The 24,276-nt window shown below is 34.1% G+C and carries 28 protein-coding genes; 23 read left to right on the top strand and 5 right to left on the bottom strand.

Features of this window, described 5'->3' with window-relative positions; all coding sequences use genetic code 11:
* Positions 1–119 precede the first annotated feature (119 nt).
* The 3 genes from BQ7474_RS09240 to BQ7474_RS09230 all read left to right on the top strand — a co-directional run bounded on the left by BQ7474_RS09240 (position 120) and on the right by BQ7474_RS09230 (position 1,860).
* Positions 120–842 carry a glucosamine-6-phosphate deaminase gene (locus tag BQ7474_RS09240; protein WP_073998575.1) on the top strand — a complete coding sequence of 241 codons (723 nt, stop codon included), beginning with the start codon at positions 120–122 and terminating at the stop codon, positions 840–842.
* A gap of 117 nt (positions 843–959) precedes the next feature.
* Positions 960–1,169, top strand: a complete 210-nt coding sequence (locus tag BQ7474_RS09235; protein ID WP_073998574.1) for a helix-turn-helix transcriptional regulator — start codon at positions 960–962, stop codon at positions 1,167–1,169.
* Entirely contained in the window at positions 1,162–1,860 is a 699-nt protein-coding gene (locus BQ7474_RS09230) for a DUF3169 family protein (protein WP_073998573.1), read from the top strand. The genes BQ7474_RS09235 and BQ7474_RS09230 overlap by 8 nt, the downstream gene beginning before the upstream one ends.
* Before the next feature lie 108 nt (positions 1,861–1,968).
* On the opposite strand, the gene BQ7474_RS09225 is transcribed toward BQ7474_RS09230, so the two are convergent.
* Entirely contained in the window at positions 1,969–3,201 is a 1,233-nt protein-coding gene (locus tag BQ7474_RS09225; protein ID WP_073998572.1) for an aminopeptidase, read from the bottom strand.
* A gap of 195 nt (positions 3,202–3,396) precedes the next feature.
* On the opposite strand from BQ7474_RS09225, the gene pepF reads away from it, so the two are divergent.
* The 13 genes from pepF to BQ7474_RS09160 all read left to right on the top strand — a co-directional run bounded on the left by pepF (position 3,397) and on the right by BQ7474_RS09160 (position 14,599).
* Entirely contained in the window at positions 3,397–5,196 is a 1,800-nt protein-coding gene (pepF, locus tag BQ7474_RS09220; RefSeq protein WP_073998571.1) for an oligoendopeptidase F, read from the top strand.
* A gap of 244 nt (positions 5,197–5,440) precedes the next feature.
* The gene (gltX, locus tag BQ7474_RS09215; RefSeq protein ID WP_073998570.1) at positions 5,441–6,922 is read left to right on the top strand and encodes a glutamate--tRNA ligase; all 1,482 of its coding nucleotides are present in this window, start codon (positions 5,441–5,443) and stop codon (positions 6,920–6,922) included.
* A 2-nt stretch (positions 6,923–6,924) separates the two neighbouring features.
* Positions 6,925–8,346 carry a cysteine--tRNA ligase gene (cysS, locus tag BQ7474_RS09210; protein ID WP_073998569.1) on the top strand — a complete coding sequence of 474 codons (1,422 nt, stop codon included), beginning with the start codon at positions 6,925–6,927 and terminating at the stop codon, positions 8,344–8,346.
* Positions 8,346–9,050: a 23S rRNA (guanosine(2251)-2'-O)-methyltransferase RlmB gene (gene rlmB / locus BQ7474_RS09205; protein ID WP_073998568.1), complete on the top strand. Its 705-nt coding sequence runs from the start codon at positions 8,346–8,348 to the stop codon at positions 9,048–9,050. The genes cysS and rlmB overlap by 1 nt, the downstream gene beginning before the upstream one ends.
* Complete coding sequence (locus BQ7474_RS09200; protein ID WP_073998567.1) at positions 9,037–9,564, top strand: NYN domain-containing protein; 528 nt, start codon at positions 9,037–9,039, stop codon at positions 9,562–9,564. The genes rlmB and BQ7474_RS09200 overlap by 14 nt, the downstream gene beginning before the upstream one ends.
* Positions 9,565–9,601: 37 nt before the next feature.
* Positions 9,602–10,675, top strand: coding sequence for a sigma-70 family RNA polymerase sigma factor (locus BQ7474_RS09195; protein WP_073998566.1), 1,074 nt, complete (start codon positions 9,602–9,604; stop codon positions 10,673–10,675).
* Between the two features lie 97 nt (positions 10,676–10,772).
* A complete protein-coding gene (locus BQ7474_RS09190) occupies positions 10,773–11,150 on the top strand; it encodes a GntR family transcriptional regulator (RefSeq protein ID WP_073998565.1) in 378 nt (125 codons plus the stop codon).
* A complete protein-coding gene (locus tag BQ7474_RS09185) occupies positions 11,143–12,009 on the top strand; it encodes an ABC transporter ATP-binding protein (RefSeq protein ID WP_082187916.1) in 867 nt (288 codons plus the stop codon). The genes BQ7474_RS09190 and BQ7474_RS09185 overlap by 8 nt, the downstream gene beginning before the upstream one ends.
* Positions 11,990–12,619 carry an ABC-2 transporter permease gene (locus tag BQ7474_RS09180; protein ID WP_073998563.1) on the top strand — a complete coding sequence of 210 codons (630 nt, stop codon included), beginning with the start codon at positions 11,990–11,992 and terminating at the stop codon, positions 12,617–12,619. The genes BQ7474_RS09185 and BQ7474_RS09180 overlap by 20 nt, the downstream gene beginning before the upstream one ends.
* A 72-nt stretch (positions 12,620–12,691) precedes the next feature.
* Entirely contained in the window at positions 12,692–12,919 is a 228-nt protein-coding gene (relB, locus tag BQ7474_RS09175) for a type II toxin-antitoxin system RelB family antitoxin (protein WP_073998562.1), read from the top strand.
* Positions 12,912–13,175, top strand: coding sequence for a type II toxin-antitoxin system RelE family toxin (locus BQ7474_RS09170; protein ID WP_218188987.1), 264 nt, complete (start codon positions 12,912–12,914; stop codon positions 13,173–13,175). The genes relB and BQ7474_RS09170 overlap by 8 nt, the downstream gene beginning before the upstream one ends.
* 93 nt (positions 13,176–13,268) lie before the next feature.
* Positions 13,269–14,099, top strand: a complete 831-nt coding sequence (locus BQ7474_RS09165; protein ID WP_073998559.1) for a nucleoside hydrolase — start codon at positions 13,269–13,271, stop codon at positions 14,097–14,099.
* On the top strand, positions 14,096–14,599 hold the full coding sequence (locus BQ7474_RS09160) for an FUSC family protein (protein ID WP_073998557.1): 504 nt from the start codon (positions 14,096–14,098) through the stop codon (positions 14,597–14,599). The genes BQ7474_RS09165 and BQ7474_RS09160 overlap by 4 nt, the downstream gene beginning before the upstream one ends.
* 55 nt (positions 14,600–14,654) lie before the next feature.
* Here the strand turns inward: BQ7474_RS09160 and BQ7474_RS09155 are convergent, their stop codons facing one another.
* The gene (locus BQ7474_RS09155) at positions 14,655–16,181 is read right to left on the bottom strand and encodes a chloride channel protein (RefSeq protein WP_073998556.1); all 1,527 of its coding nucleotides are present in this window, start codon (positions 16,179–16,181) and stop codon (positions 14,655–14,657) included.
* A 131-nt stretch (positions 16,182–16,312) separates the two neighbouring features.
* On the opposite strand from BQ7474_RS09155, the gene BQ7474_RS09150 reads away from it, so the two are divergent.
* The 4 genes from BQ7474_RS09150 to BQ7474_RS09135 all read left to right on the top strand — a co-directional run bounded on the left by BQ7474_RS09150 (position 16,313) and on the right by BQ7474_RS09135 (position 20,576).
* Positions 16,313–17,035 (top strand): ABC transporter ATP-binding protein, encoded by a 723-nt coding sequence (locus BQ7474_RS09150; protein ID WP_073998555.1) that lies wholly within the window; start codon positions 16,313–16,315, stop codon positions 17,033–17,035.
* Positions 17,028–18,674 (top strand): hypothetical protein, encoded by a 1,647-nt coding sequence (locus tag BQ7474_RS09145; protein WP_073998553.1) that lies wholly within the window; start codon positions 17,028–17,030, stop codon positions 18,672–18,674. The genes BQ7474_RS09150 and BQ7474_RS09145 overlap by 8 nt, the downstream gene beginning before the upstream one ends.
* A gap of 80 nt (positions 18,675–18,754) precedes the next feature.
* Entirely contained in the window at positions 18,755–19,750 is a 996-nt protein-coding gene (locus BQ7474_RS09140) for a hypothetical protein (protein WP_073998552.1), read from the top strand.
* 172 nt (positions 19,751–19,922) lie between these two features.
* Entirely contained in the window at positions 19,923–20,576 is a 654-nt protein-coding gene (locus tag BQ7474_RS09135) for a hypothetical protein (RefSeq protein ID WP_073998551.1), read from the top strand.
* A gap of 203 nt (positions 20,577–20,779) precedes the next feature.
* Here the strand turns inward: BQ7474_RS09135 and BQ7474_RS09130 are convergent, their stop codons facing one another.
* Complete coding sequence (locus BQ7474_RS09130) at positions 20,780–21,451, bottom strand: hypothetical protein (protein ID WP_073998549.1); 672 nt, start codon at positions 21,449–21,451, stop codon at positions 20,780–20,782.
* A 67-nt stretch (positions 21,452–21,518) separates the two neighbouring features.
* Between BQ7474_RS09130 and BQ7474_RS09125 the strand changes: the two genes are divergently transcribed.
* From BQ7474_RS09125 to BQ7474_RS09115, 3 genes are read left to right on the top strand one after another with little or no spacing between them, the layout of a single operon-like run.
* Positions 21,519–22,064, top strand: coding sequence for an ECF transporter S component (locus tag BQ7474_RS09125; protein ID WP_073998548.1), 546 nt, complete (start codon positions 21,519–21,521; stop codon positions 22,062–22,064).
* 41 nt (positions 22,065–22,105) lie between these two features.
* Positions 22,106–22,525 carry a PPC domain-containing DNA-binding protein gene (locus BQ7474_RS09120; RefSeq protein ID WP_073998547.1) on the top strand — a complete coding sequence of 140 codons (420 nt, stop codon included), beginning with the start codon at positions 22,106–22,108 and terminating at the stop codon, positions 22,523–22,525.
* A gap of 10 nt (positions 22,526–22,535) precedes the next feature.
* Positions 22,536–23,171 (top strand): CpXC domain-containing protein, encoded by a 636-nt coding sequence (locus BQ7474_RS09115; RefSeq protein WP_073998546.1) that lies wholly within the window; start codon positions 22,536–22,538, stop codon positions 23,169–23,171.
* Positions 23,172–23,305: 134 nt separating this feature from the next.
* Here BQ7474_RS09115 and BQ7474_RS09110 read toward each other — a convergent pair whose 3' ends face one another.
* Both BQ7474_RS09110 and BQ7474_RS09105 read right to left on the bottom strand, forming a co-directional pair.
* Positions 23,306–23,809, bottom strand: a complete 504-nt coding sequence (locus tag BQ7474_RS09110) for a hypothetical protein (RefSeq protein WP_073998545.1) — start codon at positions 23,807–23,809, stop codon at positions 23,306–23,308.
* Positions 23,810–23,817: 8 nt separating this feature from the next.
* Positions 23,818–24,258 carry a LytTR family DNA-binding domain-containing protein gene (locus BQ7474_RS09105; protein ID WP_073998543.1) on the bottom strand — a complete coding sequence of 147 codons (441 nt, stop codon included), beginning with the start codon at positions 24,256–24,258 and terminating at the stop codon, positions 23,818–23,820.
* Between the last annotated feature and the right edge of the window lie 18 nt (positions 24,259–24,276).

The raw sequence follows: 24,276 nt of genomic DNA, 5'->3' as shown, positions 1-24,276 counted from the left end.
AAAATCCTTGCTCTATTTTTGTGCCTATTTATTAGAAAGATAGAAAGTAAAAGTACTTTCATATTAATTGTTTGGTCGATGAAGTATAATATAAGCAAAAAGTGATGAAAGGATAAGAAATGAAAGTAATAGTATCAAAAGATTATGACGAAATGAGCAAAAAAGCTGCTGATCTTATCGTCAATATGTTGATTGACAAACCTCAAGCAAAATTTGGTTTTGCTACTGGATCAACACCAATCGGTTTATATGAGAACTTAGCTAAGGCTGAAAAAGAGGGTGAGATTTCCTTCAAATATTCAAAAAGCGTAAACCTAGACGAATATATTGGCATTGACAAGGAAAACGACCAATCTTACCAATACTTTATGAACGAAAACTTATTTAACAAAGTAAGTTTCAAGGAAGGTGCAACTCACTTGCCATATGCACCAGAAGCAGACGAAAAATATGCCAAGGAATATGACAAACTCTTAGATGAATTCGGTCAAAGAGATGTACAAATCCTAGGCCTTGGACCAAACGGTCACTTAGCATTTAACGAACCAGCAGAAAAACTAAATCAAAGAACATCAATCATCAAGCTATCAGATGAAACAATAAAGGCAAACTCAAGATTCTTTGAAAGCGAAGATGATGTGCCAAAATATGCTATATCAATGGGTATGGCAGATGTTTTCAATGCAAAAATGTTAGTTGTTCTTGCAAGTGGCAAAAATAAACATGAAGTTGTAAAAAGAATCATAGAAGAAGACACCATTTATCCAGAATTCCCAGCAAGCTTCTTACACCTACACCCAAATGTATATTTGTTTGTAGATGAAGATGCTTACCAAGGCTAAGATATAAATAAATTTCGGCATGATATATTCATGTCGATTTTTTTATTTTGATTTGACAAATAAAGTTGTCAAATATATAATAATGACAAAGATACTTGTCAAAAATAGGAGGGTTAGTTGAAACTAATTAATAATCTTTCCTTTTTGAGAAAGGAAAAAGGAATTAATCAAACAGATTTAGGAAGGCTGGTAGGAGTGTCTAGGCAGACCATAAGCCTTATAGAAAGAGGAGATTACAATCCTTCTGTAATGGTTGCTCTAAGTCTTGCTAAAGTTTTTGATGTGAGTGTTGAGGATATTTTTACTTTGGAGGAAGATAATGAATAAGAAAAAATTTGTGTTATTATTAATAGCTGGACTTTTAGTGGGTGCATTTTCTGGAATGCTATTTGAAAATGTAGGTCTAACAGAATTGGGAAAAAGTATTAAATTTTTCCTAATCAAAAATGTATTTGCTATAGTTATTTCAGTTATGATAGTTAGTATTTTAATTTCATATGTTTTCTATAGAAAATCTAAGATAGAGATAGAAAAAGGACTTGAGGGCGAAGATCCAATACCTACTAAGTATACTAATATAAGCTTGATGGTAAGGGATATAAGTATATTTATAATCTTTGGTCTAGGGTCTATGTGGGGCATGTCAATGGGTGTCTATTCTCCAGAATCTTGGATTAATCTAAGAGAAATGGTGATTCTCATAGCTTCTCTTATAGTTTACATAATCCTAATATCAGTGATTTTTCAAAAAAATTATGAGTTTATACAAAAGATAGAGCCAAATAGAAAAACAGATACCCTTGATTTAAAATTTAATAAAAAATTTATAGAAGAATCTGACGAAATGAAAAAAAGCGAGTATTACGAAAAAGGCTACAAGGGATACCAGGCTATAATACTTACAAATTTCATAATGCTAGTAGTCTTGGCTGGTCTTTCTTATTATACAGACGTAGGAATCCTAGCTCCAATTCTTATAGCTATTTCTTCTATAATAGGAATAATTGCAAGCAGATAACAATCCTCTGGATTTATAAATAACTAGATAGCAATAGTAATTAGAAAAAAGGGAGACCTTGTAAGATAGATTTGTCTATTATACAAGATATCCCTTTTCTAGTATCAATTAAATTGCCCAGTTACCATCAACAAATATTGGATATTCTTCTTCGTTTTTGTAGCCAGTTATTTTTAGATCGCTTGTTCCTACCATGAAGTCTTCGTGGATTAAGGAGTCGTTTATTCCTCTGCCGTTAAGCTCACTGTCATCTAGGTCTGCTCCGCCTACTACACATGTTGGATATGCTTTGCCAAGGGCGAAGTGGCATGATGCGTTTTCGTCAAATAGGGTGTTGTAAAATAGAATGTTTGACTTTGAGATAGGGCTGTCGTAAGGAACTAGGGCTATTTCTCCTAGGTATTTGCTACCTTCATCAGAATCTAACATTTTTTCTAAAGTTTCTTTACCTTCTTTTGCATCAAAATCTACTACTTTTCCACCTTCAAAGGTAAATTCAAAGTCGTTGATTACGACACCATTGTAAACAAGTGGCTTTGAAGCAACTAGTCTGCCGTCTACTCCATCATATTGTGGAGCTGTGAAAACTTCTTCTGTTGGCATATTTGGTATGAATAGGTCGCCTTTGGCATTTTTTGAGCCAGCTGACATCCAAATATGATCTTTTGGAAGTTTGACCCAAAGGTCTGTTCCATTTGATGATTCGTAGTGAACCTTGTCAAATTGGTGGTCGTTTAGGTATGTTGCCTTTTCTTCGAGTGTTTCAATGTGTTTTGACCAATTTGCTTTTGTATCTTCCCAAGATTCTTCGACTCTTGATACTGTAAGAATTGTCTCCCAAAGTTTGTCATAAGCTTCATCCTCGCTAAGGTCTGGGAATACTTTTTTTGCCCATTTTTTGGTTGGAACTGATATTACAAGCCAGCTTACAATATCATTCATAGTATATTTTACAAATTCTTTGGTAGCTTTTGAATTTTCACGAACTGCTTCGGAAATCTTAGCTTCATCAAGACCGTTTAATAGATCTGGGTCTTCGGCATAGATTGAAATTCTGTTTGATTTTTTGTCAGCTATTTGATATTTTAACTTTTCAATCTTCCAAGCAGGAACTTCATTTAGCGTTTCTTGATCTTGGTTTTCGTAAGTGAGTCTTGTAATAGCATCATCTCTCCAATCAATAGAAACATTCCTAGCACCTTTTTCATAAGCGGCCCTTGTAATAAGCCTAGCAAGATCTGGGTTTTCAACAGGAGAAGTGATTAAAACATCTTCACCATCTTTAACATTAACACCAAACTCAACAGCAAGTTTGGCAAAATTTTCAATTCTTTTGTCCATAAATTCCTCTTTCCTTAATTAAAAGTTCTTTTATATAGATTGTATTTTAAAAAAATATTTTCACAAATTTTAATCAATATGATTTCCTTAATGATTTGATTTATTTATTAAAGTTTATTAGCATTAACTTCTATACTCATTAGGGTAAAATAGATATTAATAAAGGTTTTTATAGAAATATGAATGGAGGAATATATGAAAAAAAGAAATGAAGTTGATGTTAAGGAAACTTGGGCTATTGAAGACCTTTTTGAAAGTGATGAGGTTTTTCTAGCTAGTATCGAAGAGATTAAAAATATGGCGGCTGATTTTGCTAAAAATCACCAGTCTTTTACAAGCTCTGAGGATATCTACAATGCATTGAATGAATATTCTAATATCCATGCCCTTGCTGATAGGCTTGGAACTTTTGCTGGAATTACTATGGAAACTGATACTACCGATGCATCCATGGCAAAGAGATATGCGAATTTTGCCAATGAAATGAGTAAGGTTGATGCTTCTTTGAGCTTTTTCACATCAATGCTTGCTAAAACTGATAATAAACTTTTGGAAGAGACTAAGGAAAAATATCCGGAATACACATATTACTTGGATCAAATTATCAAAAATTCCAAGTATTTATTATCTGATGAAACAGAAAAAGTTTTGGCAAATCTCATGCCAACATTTGACGCCCCTTACAAAAACTACAACGATATGCGTTATGGGGATATGGACTTTGAAGATTTTGAATACGATGGAGAAAAAATTGTTCTAAATCACAATACTTTTGAGGAATTTTTGGAATCTGATCCACGCGATGATTTGCGTAGAGATGCTTTCAAGAGATACCACGATGTTTTGAGAAAATATGAAAATGCAGATGCTTCTGTTTATATGACTCATGTAGAAAATGAAAAGAGAATTTCTGATATCCGTGGCTACGAATCAGTATTTCATTATCTTTTGAGTATGCAAGATGTAGATTTTGATATTTATGAAAATCATATAGACACTATTATGAAAGAACTTGCTCCTCATATGAGAAAATATGCAGGAATTATCAAGAAAGTTTACGGTCTTGACCAAATGACCTATGCTGATCTAAAACTAGATATTAATCCAGATTTTGAACCTGAAGTAACAATAGACCAAGCTCGTGATTACATTGTCGAAGGCCTTTCAAATCTTGGTGAAGAATACTCTACTGTTTTAAAACGAGCTTTTGATGAGAGATGGATTGACTATGCACAAAATATTGGCAAGAGAACAGGTGCCTTTGCTTCTGGCCCTTATGGTTCACATCCATTTATCATGACAACTTACAACAACAAGATGAGCCAAGTTATGACTCTTGCTCATGAATTGGGCCACGCTGGACAATTCTACTATACAAACAACAATCAAAACGCCATAAATTCTGATATGTCCATGTACTTTGTGGAATCACCATCTACTGCAAATGAAATCACCATGGAAAGATTTTTGCTAAACAAAGCAGAAGATGACAGAGAGAAACTTTGGGTTCTATCAACTATGATTTCAAAAACCTACTACCACAACTTTGTAACTCACTTTATCGAAGCTGCTTTCCAAAGGGAAGTTTATAGAAAAGTTGAAGATAATGAAAGTTTAACAGCAGCAGATTTGGACCGAATTTTTAAAGAAAAATTGGAAGAATTCTGGGGTGATGCAGTTGTATTAACTGAAGGTGCAGAGCTAACATGGATGAGACAACCTCACTATTATATGGGCTTATATCCATACACATATTCTGCAGGATTATCTGTAGGCACAGTTATTTCTGACAAAATCGTAAATGGCACAGAAGAAGACAGAGATAGATGGTTAGAAGTACTAAAATCTGGTGGATCAATGGGACCAATCGAACTAGCTGAAAAAGCTGGAGTTGACATGACAAGTACAAAACCAATTTCAGAAACTGTTGCATTCATTGGTTCAATCATAGATCAAATTGATGAACTTTGCGAAAAACTAGGCATGTATAAATAATACTTAGAGACTTTGTAGGACAAAATATAATTAAATATTAAAAAACTTATTGACAAAGTTGATTTTTGGAGTATACAATGTTATACTTAAATAAGTTAAGATGTGGAGGGAGTGTTATGCACTCCCTTTCATTATCTTTAAAGTATCAAAAATTTATTATCAAAAACGACAAAATATATTATAATTAATAAATAACAGTGATAATAAAGTAATAATAATTGAAGTTAGTAACAAAGGAGTAATGATGAGTGACGTTAGAGTAAGATTTGCCCCATCTCCAACCGGTTACCTACACATCGGTGGACTTAGGACAGCATTGTTTAACTATCTTTATGCAAGACATACAGATGGAACAATGATATTAAGAATAGAAGATACCGACAGAACCAGATTTGTAGAAGGAGCTTTGGAAAACTTATTGAAAGCTTTGGCTTGGTCTGGTGTTGAGATTGATGAAGGGGTTGTGCTTGATGAAAATGGTCAAGTTACAGAAAAAGGTGAATACGGCCCATACATCCAATCTGACAGAGTAAAAGCTGGTATCTATGATAAATATATAGAAAAATTAATTGATGAAGACAAGGCTTACTATTGCTTCTGCTCACAAGAGAGAGTTGATGCAGTTCGTGACCAACAAAAAGCCGATGGTCTTACACCAAAATACGACGGTTTGTGCCGTTCTATACCAAAGGAAGAAGCTAAACAAAGAGTAGCAAATGGTGAAGAATATACAGTTAGACTAAAACTTCCACATGATCGTGAGATTTCTTTTGAGGATAGAATCAAGGGAAAGATTACTTTCAATACAAATGATATGGACGACCAAGTTCTTATCAAACGTGATGGCTACCCAACCTACCACTTTGCAGTAGTAGTAGACGACCACTTGATGAAGATTACCCACGTTGTTCGTGGAGATGAGTGGATATCATCAACACCAAAACACGTTTACCTATACGAAGCCTTTGGCTGGGAAGCACCAGAATATATCCACCTACCAACCGTACTAAATGAAAACCACAAAAAATATTCAAAACGTAATGGCGATGGAATGGTAGAAGACTTCATAGAAGAAGGCTACACAGCAGAAGGTTTGATCAACTTCCTAGCACTTCTAGGTTGGTCACCAGATAGTGAAGAAGAAATCTTCTCTATGGAAGAACTTGCTAGGCAATTCGACTTTGATAGAGTAAACAAAACTGGAGCTGTATTTGATAAGAGAAAACTAGACTGGGTAAATGGCCACTATGTTCGTGAAATGAGCGTAGAAGATTTGGCAAAAGCAATCAAACCATTCATGGTAAAAGCTGGTCTAATTAGTGAAGATTATTCTGATGAAAAGATGAACCTACTTGCAAGCACCTGGCAATCAGCCATTGATAAATTCTCAGATGCTCCAAACTTATCAAAAAATTATTATATAGAAGATAGCGAAGTTGACTTTGATGAAGAAGCAAAAGAAGTACTAAAAGAAGAAGACTCAAGAAAATTAGTTGATGCTTTCTTAGCAAAACTTGCTGAAGTTGACGAATTAGACCAAGAATTTGCATCAACAATTATGAAAACCCTACAAAAAGAAACAGGTATCAAAGGCAAAAACTTGTGGTTCCCAATTAGGGCAGCCATCACAGGATCAGTTCACGGACCAGATCTTACAAGTGTAATGCTAATAATGGGCAAGGAAAAAATTGCCAAGAGATTAAACTACGTAAAGGAAAACTTATAGAAATGAAAATTCATAACACGCTCACAAGAAAGACAGAAGAATTTATACCAATAGAAGAAAACAAAGTAAGAATGTATGTCTGTGGGCCTACTGTTTATGACTATATGCACATAGGAAATGCAAGGCCTTTGGTAGTATTTGATACCTTTAGAAGGTATTTAAAATACAGGGGTTACGATGTGACTTATGTAGTAAACTTCACAGATGTTGACGATAAGATTATCAATAAATCTATCGAAGAAGGGATTACTACAAAAGAAGTAACTGATAGATATATTAAGGCCTACATGGAAGATACTAATGACCTAAACATCGACGAAGAAGATACCATCCACCCAAGAGCGACTGAGGTAATGGATGATATCATAGACTTTGTAGCTGACCTAGTAGAAAAAGGTGCAGCCTACGAATCTGATGGAGATGTTTACTTTAGAGTAGCAAAAGCTAAGGACTACGGCAAACTTTCTGGCAAAAATGTAGAGGACTTGCTCCACGGAGCAAGCAATAGGCTTGAAGATACTGACACAAGCAAGAAAGAAAGCCCACTAGACTTTGCCCTTTGGAAGAAGACCAAAAAAGAAGGCGAAGTTGCTTGGGACTCTCCATGGGGTAAGGGCCGTCCAGGTTGGCATATAGAATGCTCAACTATGAGCAAGAAAATCCTTGGAGAAACCATAGATATACACGCTGGTGGGGAAGATTTGGAATTCCCTCACCACGAAAACGAGATTGCCCAGTCAGAAACATTAAATGAAAAGACCTTTGCCAACTACTGGATGCACAATGGAATGATCCAAGTAGACGGAACAAAGATGAGTAAGTCTTTAGGCAACTTCTTCACCCTTCACGATATCAAAAAAGAATATGATCTTATGGTAATCCGCTTTTGGCTATTAACAACCAATTACCGTCAACCAATCAACTTCACACGTGAGATTATAGAAGGTGCATCAAAGTCCCTAGATAGGATAAACAATGCTGTATTTAGACTTGAGGATTTACTAGCAGGGGCAAGCGGAGATGAAATAGCAGAAGGTGAAAAAGTTCTATTAGATGAACTTTATGACTTTGAAAATAAATTTATCCAAGTTATGGACAATGACCTAAACACAGCTGATGGTATAACAGTGATTTTTGATTTGGTAAAATTTGCCAATACAAAAGTAAGTGGTGATAATACAAAGGCATTAATCAAAACAGTATTGGACAAATTCTTAGAACTTGAAGAAGTCTTGGGTATCAAAAATATCAAAAAATCTCACGAAGGAATTGATGAGGACAAGATCCTAGCTCTAATAGAAGAAAGAACTGCTGCAAAGAAAAGCAAAGACTACCAAAGAGCAGATGCTATTCGCGATGAACTTGACCAAATGGGTGTAGCCATAAAAGATACGCGCGAGGGCGTCAAATGGGAGCTTAAGTAATGGATAAGATTTATGGCAGAAAGCCAGTTCTTGAAACTATTGATGCAGGAGTTGCAATCAATAAGGCCTATATCATAGATCAAAAAACACCCATAGTAGGAAAAATCATAGATAAGCTTACTAGAGCAAAGGTAGAGATCAAATTTGTAGACAAAAACTTTTTTAAAGATGTAGAAGGCAATCACCAAGGTGTGATGATCGAAGTTGAATCATTCAAATATGGATCCTTGGATGACTTATCAGACTCAGAAAAACTTATATTGCTTGACAAAATAGAAGACCCCCACAACCTTGGAGCCATCATTAGATCTGCTGAAAGCTTTGGTTTTGATGGAGTAATCATACCAGAACGCCGCTCAGCCAAGGTCACACCAACAGTATATAAGACAAGTGCTGGAGCAATAAATAATATCAAGATTGTCATGGTAAAAAACCTCAACCGTACTATGGAAGAATTGAAAGAGCGAGGCTTTTGGATCTATGGCCTAGCAGGCGAAGCAGAAAGTTCTATCGACCAAACTGACCTTAAGGGAAAAGTTGCTCTTGTTGTTGGCAACGAGGGCGATGGCCTTAGCAGGATGGTAAGAGAGCACTGTGACATGCTAGTCAAAATTCCTATGCAAGGTTTGGTCAATAGCCTAAATGCGTCAGTTGCAAGTGCTATTTCTATGTACGAGGTTGTAAGGCAAAATGGCTTTAACTAAAAGAAATATCACCATTATAGATGGATATAATGTGATAAATGCTTGGCCAGAACTAAAAGAACTAGCCAAGCAAAATTTAGAAGATGCAAGGCTTGCTCTCGTAGAAGAATTAGCAGAATATATGTCCATGAGTGGGGAGGAAGTCATAATAGTCTTTGATGCCTACAATCTTGATAGACCCAAAGAGACAATCGAAGAAAAATATGGTATGGAAATTGTCTACACAAAAAGATTTCAAACGGCCGACACCTACATAGAAAAACAAATTTTAGATATAGGTCGTAGGCACAATCTAAAGGTGGTCACAGATGATGGGCAAATACAAATCCTTGCCACAAGCAAGGGAGCAAGCAGGATGACTTCAACTGAGCTAAAAGCTGATATTTTTAACAATAATTCAAAGATAAAACGTAAAAGAAAAGCGGATTTCAACCGTAATTTTAAGTCATTTCCTCTATCAAATGAATTGATAGAAAAAATTGACCAAATGAAAAAAGACTTGGAATCTAATTAGCGATACAAGGTAAAATAAATTCACTAAAAGGTAAGATATGGATAAAATAAATTTAAAAGAAGATGTGACACTTGAGAAAATTCGTTCATTCTTCAACTCCGAAGATATGAGCGAAGAAGAAATCTCAAGTGTCCTAGAAGAATTATCAGATGAAGAAAAAGAAGAACTAGAAGAATATCTACTAGAAGAAGAAATAATAGTAGAGGTAGAGGAAATCGACGAAGATAGCGACATCGAAGATGAAGCAATAGATGAAGTCGATGATGAAGAGGACGACGCCCCTATAAAAAGGAGCGAATCCACAGCCATCACTCCACTTTCTAGAAAAGATATGATGAAACTATCCGACATGACCAATGAAGAGATAGTAGAACAATTCCAGGCAGGCAACCAAAATGCCCTAGCAGCCCTAGTAGAAAAAAACCAAGGTCTTGTAAGAAGTCGTGCATCATACTTCTATAGATCGCACGGTAATGACCTTGATCTTGAAGACCTAGTCCAATCAGGTATGCTTGGTATGATAAGAGCAGCAGAAAAATTTGACCTAAGTCTAGGCTACAAATTTACAACCTATGCTTACAAATGGATAGACAAGGCAATAAGGAAAGCTATCAACAAAGAAGGTCACACCATAAGGATACCTGCTGGCAAGTACTTGAAACTAAACAAACTAAAGCAAATCCTAAAGGCAAATCCAGAAGCTAGCGATGAAGAATTATACAAAATCTTGGAAAAAGAGGGCATAGACAAAAAACAAGCTGATGACCTATTTTTAATCAACCGTAACCAAGTAAACTCAACATCCCTAAACATCAATCTGGACTCTGAGGACTCCACAGGTGATGAGCTGATGGACATGGTAGGAGACGAGTCAACCCCAGTTGACATGCTAATACTAGAACGTGACATGGAAAACTTCCTAATGAAAGCCCTAGACCAACTTACAGATAGAGAAAAACAAATCATAATCTACCGTTATGGTCTAGACAACGAAAAACCAAAAACTCTAGAAGAAATAGGCACAATCTACGACCTATCAAGAGAGAGAATCAGACAAATAGAAAACCAAGCCTTAGGAAAATTAAAAGAGTTTTCTGATAGCGAAAACTAAAAGATGCGAGAAATCGCATCTTTTTTTGTGTGGTATTTTATAATAGGCATTGACAGATTATAACTGTTAATATACACTATATACAGATGGAGGATATATGGATATAAAAATAAAGTACTCGAGTAAAGATCCGATATATTTACAAATCAAAAACCAGATAAGAGATGCTATTTTAAATGATGAATTAGACATTAACGAACCTTTACCCTCTATAAGATTTTTGGCAAAAGAGCTTAAGGTCAGTGTTATTACTACAAAAAGAGCCTATGACGAGCTTGAAAAAGAAGGACTAATTAACACTGTTGCTGGCAAGGGTTCTTTTATCAAAAGCCAAGATCCCAAGATTGTTAGGGAAAAACTTATGATTAAGATAGAGGAATATGTAAAAGAAATTAATGATTTAGCCAAGATTGCCGACATCTCAAAAGAGGAAATAGTATCCTTATTCGATATATTGGAGGATTATGATGGATGATATAATCAAGCTAAAAAATGTTGAAAAAGAATTCTTAGGCTTTAAGTTAGGACCATTAGACCTTAATATCAAAAAGGGAACTGTAACAGGTCTTATTGGAGAAAATGGGGCGGGCAAATCAACAACATTAAAATTACTGTTGAATGCCTTAAAGAAAGATAGAGGAACAATTGAAGTATTTGGCAAAGATATAAATAATCTTACTGAAGAGGAAAAATATAAAATTGGATTTGTTTATGATGACTTGTATTTGCCAGATAATATGGATATTGGTGAAATTGAAACATTTCATGAAAAGCTTTATAGGGACTATTGGCAAGAAGATGTATTTTATGGTTTGGTGAATAGATTCGATTTGCCAGAAAAACAAGCAATAAAATCTTTTTCTCGTGGTATGAAAATGAAATTATCTTTTGCTTTGGCCCTATCTCACAATGCTGAACTATTAATATTAGATGAGGCAACAAGTGGACTTGATCCAGTTGCAAGAGATGATTTTTTGGATATTCTACTTGATTTTATCCAAGATGAGAAACACACAGTCTTAATATCTTCTCATATTTTGTCTGACTTAGAAAAAATAGCTGACTATATTGCCTTTATCCACAAAGGGGATTTATTATTTAACGAGGAAAAAGATAAACTAATAGAGATTTATGGCTTAGTTTCATTAAATGATGAAGAATATGAAAGTTTGGATAAAAATGCAATTATTGCAGTCAGGAAACACAAATTTGGCCATGAATGTTTGGTGATAAGAGAAGAAATGCCAGAAGGAATAGAGCTAGAAAATCCTAGTATCGAAGACATTATGGTATATATGATAAAGGAGGCCTACAATGAAAGCCTTGATATATAAAGATTTGATTTCGATAAAAAAATACTTTTTGTTTATAGCCATGTTGATTGTATTAATAGCAGGATATGAATACAGAGAAGGTCAGCTAATGTTATCATCAGGATTTTTTATATTAATACCAATAGCTCTTTTAAATGCTTTATTTGATGTAGATATAAAATCAAATGCAGATAAATATATAGTAGGTATGGGGATAAATAAAAGGAAAATTGTTTTTTCTAGATACCTTATTATATGGATATTTGCTGGATTAGCAGTATTAATAGGACTTCTGGGAAGATTAAAGGTAAACAATCCTAACTTATTTTCGATAAATCTTCTAATACCAATTATAATCTTATCGTCAAGCTTAATACCACTAATCCAAATGCCTCTAATGTATAAATTTGGAAGTCAAAAAGCTAGAACATTTTTTATATTTATATATATTTTTATCTTTATGATAGTGAATTATTTGTGGGAAAATGAAGACTTAGTAATTAACTTTTTACAAGAAAATATAATAATTGGCAAAAGTCATGCTGGATTAGTAATTTTATTTCTAGCTCTTGCTTTAAATATTATATCCTTAGTTATTTCTATTAAAATATATGAGAATAAAGAACTTTAGTTTAATTAATAGCTTTATTGAAAAATCATGGATTAGTAGTACAATTGTATTACGAAACAAGGGGGGGATTTTATGGATACAGTTGTAAAATCAATTAGATTTACTAGGGAAGAAGAGAGAGCTATTAATGAATACGCTGATTTTGCCAATAGGAGTTTTTCTGATGTAGTGAAATCCGCTATACTTGATAAGCTGGAAGATGATTACGACATAAAAGTTGGCGAAGAGGCTTACGAAGAATATTTAAAAGATCCAGTTTCTCATCCAATAGAAGAATTATTTGAGGAATTTGATGTATAGTTTTGAAACAACTGATAGATTTGATAAACAGTTACGCAAGATGGATAAGTCAAATGCTAGGTTAATCCTAAAATATATTAAAAATAATATAATTACTTTGGAAAATCCAAGGCTTAGGGGCAAAGCTCTTGTTGGAGATAAACAAGGGCTTTGGAGATATAGGATTGGTGATTATAGACTTATTTGCAAAATAGAGGATGATAAGCTTCTAATCCTAGCTTTAAGCCTAGGCCACAGGAGAGAAATCTATAGATGAGGATTTGTAACTGTACAATCACAGGGCAGCTAAGCTGTCCTTTTTTATGGTAAAAATGCCTTATCTTAGTATAGTAGAAAAAAGTGAGGTATTATGGATTACGAAAAACCATTTTTATATATAGATACAAATTTTGCGCCAGATGAGGCGTTGATGGCTTATATGGCTACAAAGTCTTATGATTTTGAGCTTGTGGGCTTGTCTACTGGATCAGGAATGATGAATACAAAGCTTGCGGCAGAAAATATTGTAGGCCTTATGGCTGATGATGGCCTATACTTATCAGTGGCAGCTGGAGAGAATTTCTCAGAATACAACCATTTGGACAAGGAAATTTTTACTACTACAAAAGATTACATAGAAGAAATGCCTGCCTATGAAAATATAATTGATAAGGCTAGTGATTGTGGCAAACTTGATATAATTGCTACAGCTGGTCTTACAAATATTGCCAGGGCGTTAGAGGAAGCCCCAGAGATAGAGGATTATATATCCCATATTTTTATCCTTGGAGGGGAAAGTGATGGCGAAGTTTCTGAGACTTTTATAGAAGACCCAAGATCTGTTGATAAGATTTTAAATTCTAGTATTGATTTATTTTTGTTGCCAATAGGCATTGCTAATCAAGTCAATCTTTCAGATGAAATGATTGACAAATTGTCAGGCCATGATAAAAATTTGGATATAATTTTAGATGAATTTAAGAAAGATAATTATAGACTTCTTAAGGCCAATCTTTTGATGTATCTAATGCTTATGCCAGAGGCTTTTATCTTTGAGGAATCAGGTTTTGGCATTCATGTTGACGATTCTGATGGTGAGCTAGGAAGTCTTTATAGGACTGATACAAGGAAGAAAAACTACAGGGCGACTAGGGTAAATGAGGAAACTTTCTACGACTTTCTTATGGGGAGTCTAAAGTGAAATTTAAGAAACCTGGCCTTAGAATAGTTAAAACTTTCATTGCTGTAAGTCTTGCTATGCTGATTTCATCTTTCAGACCAGGAGAGGGCTTGCCTTTTTATAGTGCCATTGCCGCCATAATTTGCCTGAAATCGGACGTGGAAGGTTCTCGTGAGATTGGTATAAATAGAGTAATTGGTACTATACTTGGTGGTTTGTGTGGTTTGATCTTTCTTTTGATAGTGCCTGCAAATTATCTGCCTAAAGAAGTAGAGCTTATTTTGATCAGTTTAATAGCGTCAATTATAATTTGGGTAATGGCTATGGCTGGCAAACCTAAGGCTGTATCTATTATGGCAATTGTATTTTTGTCAATTACCATAAACCACGGCAACGAGGGGAACTTGCCCTTTCTCTTTGCCTTTAATAGGACCTTTGATACTATGGTTGGAGTAATTTCTGCCATTGTTGTTAACTGGACGGATTTTGAAATAAGGGAAAACTATAATCATAAACATTAATAAAAGAAAACTCCTTACCTTAGCTTTGATAATGCTAAGGGCAAGGAGTTTTTTGCTATTCATATTTCAAAAATTTGTCTATATCTAGGGCATCTGTAGCATCCTCAAGGACTGTCAATTTGTCAGCTGCTAAGATATAGTCGTCAGCATTTGGAATAAATTCATGGCCGTCTCTTTCTATGGTTAGGACGATGACATGTTTTGGAAAGTCGATTTCTCTTAGTCTTTTGCCAACAACTTCAAGATTTTCTGCCATGGTGTATTCAAAAATAGAATAATTTCCAAGTTCTCTTTCGACAGGACTTAGCAAATTCTTATCTTTTAATTGTCTTTCTAAAAGTGTGTCATAGATTGGAGCTATCTTGAAGGCTTCTGCTATATAATATGAGACCATTACAACAATTGATAAGGCTATGAGATGTTCAAAGGTCTTTGTCATTTCTGACACTAGGATTATTGAAAGGATAGGACTTCTTACAACAGAAGCAAGTATGCCACTCATGCCTAGTATTAGGAAGTTTATATAAAATTGTTCTATAGGTACAGCATTTCTAAGCATCAAAAATATCAGTGATCCACAACAACCTCCTATGACAAGGACTGGCAAGAAAATACCACCTTGGACTCCAGATCCATAACAAAAAGTTGTATAAAAAAGTTTAGCTAATAGGATTATCAGTATGTAAGCTACAGAAAATTTGTTCAAAGACATTTCTTCCAAAAGTCCGTGGCCACCGCCAGTAGCCTTAAAAAATGTAAAGCCAATAAATGTTGTAACAGCCATCAATAGGCCATATTTTGCTATAGGTGAGCTTAATTTCTTGAACATATCTTGAAATTTTACAATTAAAGTATTATAAAAAACTCCAATAACTCCTGTGAGAATTCCTATAAGTATTGCAACCCAGATTAGTTTCATTGGCAAAGACTCGGCTACTGCAAAAGAAAAGGCAGTTTCAGGTCCCATCAAGACAAAGGATATGAAATTTGCTGTAATTGATGCAATAAGTGCTGGCAAAAGCACATATTTGGAATAAGATTTGTGCAACTCCTCAATAGCGAATATACAACCAGCTAGAGGGGCATTGAAGGCTGCAGCAAGGCCTGCGGCAGCTCCTGCAGTGATTAAATATTTTATTTCGTCAGGTTCTCTTTTAAGAAACTTGCCAACAAGTTTGGCACTTGCCCCACCTATTTGGATTGATGGGCCCTCACGGCCTAGTGAAAATCCCATGAGATTACCCAGGCCTCCACCTATGATTTTTGAAGCAATAGTAGGAACTTCCTCCATTTGAAACTTACCAAGTATCTCCGCTCTGATTTGGGGAATACCACTTCCACCAGAAAGAGGCGCCCATTTTAATAGCTTATATATTGCATAAGAAGAAATAATTGCAATAGTTAATAGTATTAGTATAGATTTTAGGTTAAAATCAGCATACAAATATCCCCTGTAGATATCCATCTTTGAAATAATAAATCTATAGAGGACTGAAAATAAGCCTGCGATTATGCCAACTATTATCGAATCAACCAATATTCTAAATATTAGTTTTCTTTTATCATCAAAATGATTTTTCATTTTTACCATCCTTAAATTTACTAGATAAATTTATTATACTGGAAAGAAATTAAATCTTGTATTTTTAAAACTATGATTCATATTTTAAATATATTCGCCCCTATGATACAATTTAGCTAGAGGAGGCGAATATGATTGAAGTAAAAAATTTTACAAAGGCTTATTCCAACGGCAAAATTGCTGTTGATGATATATCTTTTGATGTAAGAAATGGTGAAATATTTGGTTTTCTAGGACCAAATGGAGCAGGTAAATCTACTACTATAAAGTCTATTGTTGGCATCAATTCCATCACTAATGGAAGTATTACCATGGGTGGAATCACTATGGATGAAGACCAAATAGCCTATAAGAAACAATTCTCATACGTACCTGATAACCCAGAACTTTTTGAAAACTATTCTGGCTATGAATACATAAATTTTCTGGCTGATATATACGGCATAGACGAGCAGACTCGCAAAGAGAGACTTGATTATTATTTGGAATTTTTTGATATAAGGATGGCCATGGCAGATCAAATAGAAACATATTCTCACGGTATGGCCCAAAGACTTGCACTAATTGGAGCATTGATAAATGACCCTGATGTATTGATTCTAGATGAACCAATGGTAGGACTTGATGCAAAAAGTGCTTATAACCTTAAAGAAATCCTAAGAGACCGCACTGCAAAGGGAAAATCCGTGTTTTTCTCAACACACGTAATGAGCGTAGCTCAAGAACTATGTGATAGGATTGCAATAATAAACAAGGGGAAAATTATTGCGATTGGTACTTTTGATGAGATTAGAAATTCTTCTACTCATAAGGAAAATCTAGAATCAGTATTCTTGGAGCTTACAGATGAATAATTTATGGACAGTTGCAAAATATCATTTTAAAGAAGCATTTTTCCCATATTTTCCAAGCAAAAAAGCCCCAAATTTGCCAAATAATTATTTTTTAAGGATTTTGTTTTTCTTATTCACCTATTTGTTTTTATTTTTTATTTTTTTTACAATCATGAATATATTAGCAAATGTGTTCTTGGTAAAGGAAAACGGAGAAGCCATGTATTTCACATTTTTTGGTATGGCTATAGTGCTGATGATTTTGATTTTTTATATACCAAAGATTTTATCAGGCTTTTTCTCAGATAAAAATATAAAGATATATAAGACTCTGCCAATTGGACAAGGTGAATTATTTATAGGAAAACTACTTGGAGAAATAGGATCTTTTGTAGACTATATTTTATTTTTATTTATAGCCTTGGGAATTTATTTCTCTTACAAAGGATTTTCTCTACCAGTGTTAGTCCTTGGATTAATTAATTTCTTTGGCTTGATTATAGTTCCAAATTGTATTTTAACTATTATAATCTTACTTATTATAAGATTTACAAATGCAGGCAGTCACAGAAAACTTTTTAAAAATCTTGGATATGTTATACTCCTAATTATCACAGGCATTATTTACTTTTACGCTTATGGTGGAAGTAGTATAGAACAGGTGGATTCAGGAACTATAAATAGAACTATTGATAAGCTAAGTGGAATATCAAATGTATTTTTTAATGCCAAAATCTTTGGTCAAAGCCTTGGTGGAGATATAAAGCAAAAGCTAATCTACACAATAATCTTAATTGGTATATCAGCATTGTTTTTGTTTGTAACTTACAAATTAGCAGATAAATTCTACTATGATAGTCTGAGTGAAAAAGAAGGATCAGCGGGTAAGAAAAAGGAACATAGCCTATCTGATAAAGATTTCAAAAGTTCGTCTCAATTTGCGGCTATCTTTAGAAGGGATATCAAAAATTTATTTTCAAATGTAATATTTATATATCCAGCTGCAAGTATGATTATGATCTTTGGAATATTGGGATTCACTACAGGTAAGAAATTAGTAGTAGATTTGCAAACACTAGATTTTGGTGGAGGAGAGATAAAATTAGCAATATTTCTTATTGGCTTTGCCTTGGGTCTATTAATGTGGGTAAATGGAGGTCTTACAAGCACGTCCCTTTCAAGGGAACACAAGAGTTTTTACCTATTCCAAACTCTCCCAATAGATCCAGTAAGCCATTTTAAGGCTAGGATGTTTTCTGGCCTTCTAGTAACTGGGGCATTTAATCTCATACTCTGCATAATATATGGACTTGTCTTTAATTTTGGACTAGTAAACAGCATATTTTTATTTTTAGGAATGATGCTTGCAAGTCTTACAGCATCTTTTGAAGGTCTATATGTAGGTAGTAAAAACATTAAAATTAATTGGACAAGACCAGAAGAAATCAGCAAGGGTAATGTAAAAAATATACTATATTACTTCCTTTCCCTGGTTATTACGGGGATTTTGATTGGTGCATTTATATTTGTATTAAATGTATCGGGAAATTTCTATCTGGCAGGCGCAGTAGATTTATTAATGATTATTCTTTTGACAGTATTTTTGGCTAATATTTCAATAAAATCTTACAAAAAAGGATTTCATGATGTAAATGATTAAAATCAAACTCAGCGGGTATTTTTATAACGTAAGGATTTCAAAACAATTAGTAAAGCTACTAAGCTTTTAAGGAGAGAATTATGAAAAAGATTAAAAAATTGACAGCAGCAACACTTGCTTTGTCGTTTTCATTTTTAGGTTTAAATAGCCTTGCAAATCCTTCAACTAGCCTTGCAACAAGCGAAGCTAAAGACAAAAACTTAGACCTAGGCGTTGCAAAGGCTGGTGGAACTTACAAAGAAAAAACAGTTATAGTAAATCCTAATGACATTGTTTATGAACAATTCCTAATGGGAATTCGTGAAGTTCGTGACAAATCATGGGAATCTAATGTTCCATATACCCTAGATGAAAACAACGAAAAAGGAACCACTATTCGAGATGTTGCCAAGGAATTCGGTTATGAAACAAAAGAAGAATATGTAAATGCAATAAAATGGTCAAATGATTTGGAAAAAATCGCCATCCAAAGATCTTTTGAACAAACATACACAGGCTTAGGCAGCCAAAGACCTGACTTTTCAGATTTTACCACTGCCACAGTCAATGGAAGGCATTCAGACAGAGAAGTCCTTACAGCAGATACAATTGACCCTAAAATTACAGACCCAATTGGCAAATGGTCATATGGAAAATTAGAAAAAGCAGATAATAAGTCCCAATATGACTTTTTATTAAAGGAAAATGGTGTAAGAGGCGATTGGAATTCTAGTATGCACGATCTTCTAAATCCAGGATATAAGTATGTTGGATTTGCTGAAGTGAAAGATCCAAAGCAAAAAGAAACATTTGCTACAGCAGAATTTGCCAAAGATGTGGCAAATAACAATGAAGAACAAAGTAAAATAATGGGTGAATACATCCTAAGCACTGGTAAATACAAAGAAGAAATTTCAGAAGAAGTAAGAAAAAATGTTGATAAATCAATCGAAGAAGCTGAAATACAAATAAAGGCCTCAGAAGATTTGATTAATAATTATCCAGAAACTATAAAAAATGTTAAGGGAAAACTACTTGGACTAATCGAGGAAAGTAAAGAGCTTATAAAAGAACTTAGGGCCTTGATAGGACAATAAATTATTATAAAGGTGCTGTTAGTTATCTAGCAGCTCTTTTTTATTGAAAAATTTAAATGTTTTCTTATAATATTTGATAAAAAACATTATTTATAATAATATATATATAAATAAATTGCTTGAATAAGGATAAATTATAACGTTAACAAATCCTTATCTACTGGGGGGGTAAATGAAAATAAACAAAAAATTTCTAGCGACAGGACTTGCTCTAAGTTTTGCCTTTGCCGGACAAATGGTACACATCGATAGGTCATATGCGTCATCTATTAATAAAAATTCAGCCTTTTATAGGTCATCAAAGACTAGAGATGCATATTTAGCACTAACAGATAGTCAGAGAGCAGAATTAGATACTATGAATACAGATAACAGAACTCCACTGACTATTGATGAGCTCTTGGCGAGTAATAGATATAGCTTACCTATTGTAGAAAGCAAAGATTGGCAATATCCATTTATGCTCGATAGAAACAAGAATGGAGAAGTTGGAGAGAATTATTTCAAGGGAAATAATAGTGGATCTTCAAATGAAAACACAGGAGAAGTTGAAGAGTACGTTCCAGGAGTGGTGGAGGAAAATATTCCAGAAGAGGAAGAAAATGGAAATATTCTCAAGGAAGTTGAAGAGTTAGAAAACATAGCGAAGATAAAGGCTAATCTAGAAAAATCTATAGAAAATGCCAAAATACAAATCGACGCTTGTGAAGATATCATAGAAAACTATCCAAAAACTATTGAAAAAGTTAAGGATAAACTAATCAGATTAATGGCAGAGGCTAATGAATATATCAAAGAAGCAGAAGAATTACTGGAAACTTTATAATTTTAAATAAAAAATACATAGATAAAGGGAGCTGTTGAAAAAAGATAAATCGTTCCAAAATCATTCTGGCACCCTCCAAGAAAATGTCTCAGTCAGCCGACGGGCTAAGTGCCTCCATGAGCCGGCGGGCTAAATCTCAAATTTTCTCAAAGTGCAACCCAATGATGGAACGATAAATATCTATTGATTTGCAACAGCCCCTTTTATCTACCAAAAATCCTAAAATTAATTCCATTTACCATTTCAACATCATATGGGCTATCTGAAAAATATCCTTTCAAAAATTCATATCTAAAGTCATGGTAGGTGGATTTTTCGTTTTTTGATTCATTTTTCAAATTGATACCATTACCTTCACTTACTTCAAAACTTTCGTGGTGGTCGTGGTCATGGCCCCCTTCGCAGACATTATCAAGGGAATCTTCTGGGTTTATGTTTTCATTTTCATATTTTGCATGTAGGTTGGTGTTGGTAATCAAATACAAATCACCATTGTCATCTACTTGGGCAGATAGTCCGTTGTCACAAGGCATACCATCAAGTAGGTACATATTCAAGTCAGAAAAAATTTGATTAAAGTTGTCAAAGTTCTTATCATGACCAATTTTCTTTCCAAATTCAAAAATTTTTTCCTTTGGATTATCACTATGGCCTAGGGCATAATTTAATCTTTTTTCTACTACATCTATTTTTGAATCCAACCATCCGTGTATATTATCCTGGTCGATTAACTCTTCTAGCGGATTTTTTGAAACAGCTTTAGCTATTTTATCAAGCTCGCTTGTGTCATTATCTAGCAAGTAAGCTGTTATTTTATCTTGAAATTTTATTTTGTCATACATCATATAATGTATTGGGCCTAAATTTTCACTCATTTTATCACCTCCTTTTTATCATACTGTTTTTTTATATGGTATACTATTAGCTAGGGAGGAGGATATTATGAAAAATTTAACTACAAAAAAACTTGCTTACATAGGACTGTTTACAGCCTTGGTTTTTGTATCAAATTACTTGCAAATTCCATTTGTAACACCTTTTGGCAACACTCGATTTCACTTGGGTAATGTATTTTGCCTTTTATCAGGCCTTATCCTAGGACCAGGGTTTGGAGGGCTTGCCGCAGGGCTTGGTTCAGCGATTTTTGATTTGTTTGATCCAGTTTATTTTACATCAGCACCGACAACATTTTTAAATAAATTTTTATTGGCTGCTGTAGCAGGTTGGTTTTTCTATAAAAAGGGTAAGGAAGTTGAGATTAAAAAATCTCGCATAGTATTAGCATCTATACTTGGTCAACTTACATATATTATCCTATATCTTGGCAAATCTTATATAAAGAATGTTTACATCCTAGGATTGACTCGCCAAGCTAGTATGGTTGAAATTGTACAAAAAGCTGGGGTTTCATTTACCAATGGTGTCATTTCTGTAATATTTGCCTCAATTCTTACAATACCACTATTAAAAGCCATAAAGTTTGAATAATAAGCTTTAAGATTGGGTAAAAATCCATTAAGAGGTGGATTATGGATTATAAAAAATTTGGAAATAAAATTGTACTTAGACTAAAAAAAGGTGACAAGATTATAGAATCAATCGAGAAAATGGCAAGAGAAGAAGATATAAAAGCTTGTCATTTTGCAGGAATTGGAGCAGCAAATGAGATAAAACTTGGTCTGCTTCACCCAGGAGACAGTCAGTATGACTGGGAAACTTTTAGTGAAGATATGGAAATCACAAGCCTAGTTGGCAATGTCACAAGATTTGAGGGAGAACCAATGGTTCATGCTCACATTACTTGTGGTAGAGAAGACTTTTCTATAATCGGTGGCCACCTAGGAGAAGGCACATGTTCTTTGACAGTGGAGCTATTTGTAGATATCCTAGATGGTGAACTTGTCAAAAAGCACGACCCTGAACTAAAGATTAATACCATAGAGTTTTAAGGTGGATAATATGCAAACTAGAGAAAAGACTTTTGGAATAACATGCCCGTCATGTGGATATTCTTTTGAGAAAGACCTAAATACAGCAGCATTTGCAACAACAGATGATAGAAAGGCCATACTTACAAATGAATTTGGGAAAATAACTTGTCCTAATTGCAGGCACGAATTTATCTTAAACTATAGATTTGTTTACACAGACGAAGATACTAAGTTTATGATAGTAAATGATCCTAAATTTACCGATGTAAAAAACAGACTTGCCTTTGTATCAAGTCTTGCTATGCTTGATAAGTTTCACAAGGATGAGCAGGAAAAATACTTAACAAGGATGACAACCGACATAGAAGAAGTTCGCGAGAAAATCGTAATTTTTGAAAATTACTTGTCTGATAAGGCAGTAGAAATTCTAAAATATATGCTATTGGAAAGCGATGAATTAGAATTTAACCACGATGATCTAGAGTCATTTAGGCTAATAGATCAAGATACATTTTTGCTAAGGACTACAAGTGGCCAGGAGTACACCCTAGGCTTTGTAAGACCTGTATATGACAGAATAGTTGACCAATACAAAGGCCTATTTGATGAGTCCAAGGCAGAAAAGATTGACAAGGCTTGGGCCTATGAATTTTTGAAAAAATAAGAAGAGGCTGTTGCAAATTGATAGATATCTAACGTTCCATCATTGGAGTGCACTCCCAGAAAGTTTGAGGATTAGCCCGCCGGCTTAGGGAGGCCAAACTTTCTGGGAGAGTGCTCGAATGATATAGGAACGATTTATCTATTTTGCAACGGTCCCTTTTTGAGCCTTTGATTAACTTTTTTGTTTATCTTTACTTGCCTATATATTTCTCTAATTCTTAAAATTACCATTGTTAGTATTATCGTTATAGCTTTCCTTTTTGTGTCAGAACTTAGTATTTGCTCTATTCCTAAGGCATAGACCATTATGTGGATAGGAAGAACACAGCATATAAGAAATATTAAATCTACCAGGGCAAGGGGGATTTTTTCGTTTTTTTCTAGCCTTAGTATTACATGTGTATATAATAAACCAACAATTAAGAAAGTTCCTAATATTATGCTTGCTTGCAGTAGATATGCTTCTTTTAGACTTTTGCCTGCCATAAAAGCTGATGTTATGAATGAATATTCTTGGCTAGCTTTATCATGAAAGATAATTGATAGGAAAAATATAAATCCAAGTCCAGCAAATGGGAAAAGTATATAGTCTTTTAATTTAAATTTCTTATCTTCTAGAGCTTTTTCGTAATCGTACATATATCCTCCTAGACTCCAAGTATTTCTCTTACTTTTTTCATAGCCCTGCGAGATACAAAGCAGATATCCCCATTGTCCATTTCACAGCTTATGGTACCAAGGTACTTAAAATCAAAATTTTTGGTCTTATCCAAATTTATAATCTCAGAATTTGATATTCTTACAAAATTTTTCCCACTTAAGTAGTCTTCGATTTTATAAAGGGGAAGCTTCATAAGGTAAGTCTTTTTTTCAGTTACTGTGAATACTTTCTTGTCATTGGCATAGATTCTTATGATGTCATCAAGGTCTATGATTTCAAGCTTATCGTCATAGATGCCCGATAGGACCTCTATTTCATTAGCCGAGATTTTTTCTTTGATATCAAGGCTTTCCTGGTCTATTTTTGGAGTTTTGATTATAACTTCCTTTTCTTTTAAATTTTCATCAACTACTATCTCAACTCTCATCTACTATCTCCTTGCTTT

It is taken from the genome of Anaerococcus urinomassiliensis, from assembly GCF_900128425.1.
Taxonomy (GTDB): Bacteria; Bacillota; Clostridia; order Tissierellales; family Peptoniphilaceae; genus Anaerococcus; species Anaerococcus urinomassiliensis.
The sequence above is the reverse complement of the archived record's forward strand: the minus strand, read 5'-3'. Positions and strand labels throughout refer to the sequence as shown.